This is a genomic window from Sphingomonas sp. S-NIH.Pt15_0812, assembly GCF_003951315.1.
Taxonomy (GTDB): domain Bacteria; phylum Pseudomonadota; class Alphaproteobacteria; order Sphingomonadales; family Sphingomonadaceae; genus Sphingomonas.
Window position 1 is genome coordinate 1 of sequence record NZ_QLJH01000079.1, and the last position, 3471, is coordinate 3471.

General features: G+C 65.2%; 2 protein-coding genes and 1 pseudogene. 2 read left to right on the forward strand and 1 reads right to left on the reverse strand.

The annotated features are described in order from the left end of the window. The coding region (locus tag BRX43_RS19880) for an integrase core domain-containing protein (protein WP_164523702.1) at window positions 1-545 on the forward strand (545 nt) is incomplete at its 5' end. Window positions 546-614: 69 nt separating this feature from the next. Here BRX43_RS19880 and BRX43_RS19885 read toward each other — a convergent pair. After that, a complete protein-coding gene (locus BRX43_RS19885; protein ID WP_241215103.1) occupies window positions 615-2840 on the reverse strand; it encodes a hypothetical protein in 2226 nt (741 codons plus the stop codon). Window positions 2841-3227: 387 nt separating this feature from the next. On the opposite strand from BRX43_RS19885, the pseudogene BRX43_RS19890 reads away from it, so the two are divergent. After that, window positions 3228-3471, forward strand: a pseudogene (locus tag BRX43_RS19890) (alpha-glucosidase); the annotation flags it as partial.

Genomic DNA, 3471 nt, shown 5'->3' on the forward strand with positions numbered 1-3471 from the left:
ATCCGGGGCATGTGTGGGCGTACGACTTCGTCGAAGCGCGGACGCATGACGGGCGCAAGTTCCGGATACTGACCATCATCGATGAGGCCAGCAGGGAATGCCTGGCACTGGTCGTCGCGCGCCAGCTCAACCATGAGGATGTGCTGGCGGCACTCGCAGAACTGTTCATCGAGCGGGGCCCGCCAGCCCATGTCAGGTCCGATAACGGCAGCGAGTTCATCACCACCGCGGTCCAGACCTGGCTCGGACAGATCGGTGTGAAGACGCTGTACATCGCGCCCGGTTCGCCATGGGAGAACGGCTATAACGAAAGCTTCAACGGGTCGCTGCGCGATGAGCTGCTCAATGGTGAGATCTTCTACAGCCTCGCCGAGGCCAAGGTGCTGATCGAGGCATGGCGGCGCCACTACAACACCGTCAGCCCGCACAGCAGTCTGGGCTACCGTCCACCGGCCCCAGACGCGGCCACACCGCCATGGCCAGTCTCCGGTTCCGCTTCGCTCCACCTCCGACCGACCATGGCGGTGGAAACCACAATGCACTAACTATCAACCCGGACTACCCGATGGGGGCCGCTCATGGGAGCAAGTGCCTACAAGGAGAACGGCTGCCGATCAGCGTTTGATCCTAGTATTCGGATCACCGTAGAACAGCCCGCGCCCGTCCGTACCGACATACACGCGCCCGGGACGCCGCGGGTCACCTGTGATCACCCGGTATCGACCACCCCAGCGATGGCAATCGTCGTCGATCCGCTGCCATTTCTGTCCCTCGTCACCCGAGCGCCAGATGCCGCGCACGCCGTCCAGCGTCCCAATCGCAAACAGTGAACCTAGGCCCACACCGTAGAGTTCGACGATGAGTTGTTTACTTGTAGCCGTGAAATGCTGGCCGCCGTCGCGACTGTGGAACAGTCGCTTTCCTGCCTGTAACCAGAGGTCACCGACGTGACCGGGCGTTGCGATCAATGCGCTTTGCGCCTCGCGTCCGGTTCGGCCGGCCGGCCTCAGGTCTGTTGGCAAGCCGCGAGCGAGAACCGGCGTAAAGCTTCTTGCCGCGTCATGGGAGAGGAGCAACCGTCCGCCCTCTACATCCACCGCATAGAAGCGGCGCGGGTCGACCTTGTCGGCCACTGCCCGGGTGCGACCCGGCAAGCCTTGCACTGCCTCCCAATGTTGTCCGTTGTCGCCTGTCACCTGCGGCTGGCGTGTGGCGACCACCATCGTCATACCGTCCGCCGAAACGGTGATCGCCGCTTCCCCGATCAGGTCATCACGTTCAGGCGGGCTTCCGATCGGCGGTACACGCACCGGTGTCCAGTGACGGCCACCATCCTGCGATCGCCCCAGCGTTGCGTCCCGCGGGTGATCGGCATACAGGCTGCCGCTGCGCACGACGATGTGCGGCGCCTGGCCAGCGTAATCCAGCGTGTTGGTGTTTGACAGGTACGGGTTAACGAAGCTGGGTGGCGGCGAGCGGTCGAGTTCGGCATGCACGAAGCCGGCGAGATCGCCAAAGCCGGAGATCAGCGGTGCGCCTCCGGTTGGCGACACCAGCGTGATGATCGCGGTCTGTTCGATCCCCGTCGTCCATGGTGTCCAATCGACCGGTCCGCGGCGCCCTAGCGTGCCGGTGGCATAGACGGTGGCCCCGGTCGTGTAGGCGATGTGCCGTGGGTCGAAGGGGTCAATTCCGAGGCCGGAGACCCAGTGTCCGAAATCCGCGCCTTTGCCTTCATGGAGCAGGAACGGGGTCGTGGACACGTCGCGCCGGCTGCGCGCGCCGACATCGTCCCAGTGCGCCCCGTCGTCGCGGCTGATCCACAACGAATCTCCGGCGCGGTATCGGTCGATGGTAGAGACCGCGACTGTACCGGGCGCGGAGCGGGCGATCGCGACGCCGAGGAAGCCGCCCTCCGCTCCGCTGGCACGCCACGCAGGCGGCGTCACGTCGCGCGCCTCGCCGCCTGCGGTGTAGCGCCACACCGCGCCGGTTGTCGCGTTACTCGGTCCGATACCGCTGGCATAGCCGACCCACAGCACGCCACGCGGATCAATCACGCCCTTGGCCGCGAACAACGCCGGGGTTAGGACCGCCATCCAGGTCGCGCCGCCGTCCTCTGAGCGGTAGAGCATGGTCGCACCAGGATCTGCCATCCCCGCCCACAACCGTCGCGACGGCACCCCCCGCCGCCCGCTAGTCGGATCAATCGCGACGAAGGAGACGCCGCCGTGGCTGGTGCGGGGTGCCGGCTTGCCTAGCCCCGGCGCGGGAAAGCCAAAGACCTTCACCCAGTGCGCGCCTGCATCGTCGCTGCGCCACAACCCGTCGTGTCGCGACCCAAAAAACAGGCGGCGCGGGTCATTGGGATCGATCGCGAGCCGCTCGCCAAGACCGCGCCCCGGCTCGTTGCCGCCCATCGCGAACGGCACCGGTGTGACCCTCCATGTCCGTCCACGATCGGTCGAGCGCAGGATCGCCGCCGGCTGGTCGGCGTTCATGCCAGCGGCGAGATAGACGACATCCGCGTTGACCGGGTCGGCGGCGATGCTCTCGATCCCCATGTAGCTGGAGACGGCATTGTCGTCCTGCAGCGCAACCCAGCGCCGCGATGTGTCGTCCCAACGGTAGGCCCCGCCCATATCAGTGCGGAGATAGGCAAGGCCGCGTTCCACCAAGCTAAACACGATGTTCGGCGCATAGCCGCCCGCACCCACCGCCACATTGCGCCAGACATAGGGCGTTTCCGGGATCGGTGGCAGGCGACCAACGGCGATCGTAGCGGCTGATGTCGCGCCGACAGCCGCGACGATGCATACCAGTAATCGTCTGAAAAGCATCGCCTACCTCTTTTAAAAATGATGGCACCCAGTGATGCAAAGGAACTTGCGATAACGTTACTAGTCTGATTAGTATGATATTAGTGGCGCAGCAAGGCGCCAAGAGGGAGGTCGGGCGATGACCGATACGAGCACGCACACCGCCGCCACGTCACCAAGAAGTTCTATGGCCCATATCGTCATGGGAGCGCCGGTCATCACGCCTGCGGCGATGATGAGCGCTCCGCTTCGTTCGTGCTGACCCTGTTCTTCCACCATCGCGGCAGCCTGAATAGGTGCCCTGGCCTGCAAAGGAATAACGTGTCTCTTTTCCGCTTTAGCCGCGACGACCATGCGCGGGCACACCGCTTTCGCTCAGCCCTGCTACTGACATGCGCGGTCGCGACGATGCCGGCGGTGGCAGCGGCAGCCCCCATCGCGACGCTCGACCGCAACGGCAGCCTGGTGTCGATCGAACCCTATGCGCCCAATATCGTCCGCGTGACGATCGCGACCGACCGGACTCAGGTCGATGCGCCCCCCGGCGAAGGACCGAATGCCAAGCCCGACGCCACCGGCTGGACTCACCGCAGCGAGGCGGGCGGCGACGCCTTCGCCTCGGGTGCGATGACGCTGACGGTGAACGCGCAGC

Excerpts from the sequence above, each read along its gene's own strand:
- BRX43_RS19885 (WP_241215103.1), bottom strand. The coding sequence starts at position 2,840 with ATGCTTTTCAGACGATTACTGGTATGCATCGTCGCGGCTGTCGGCGCG.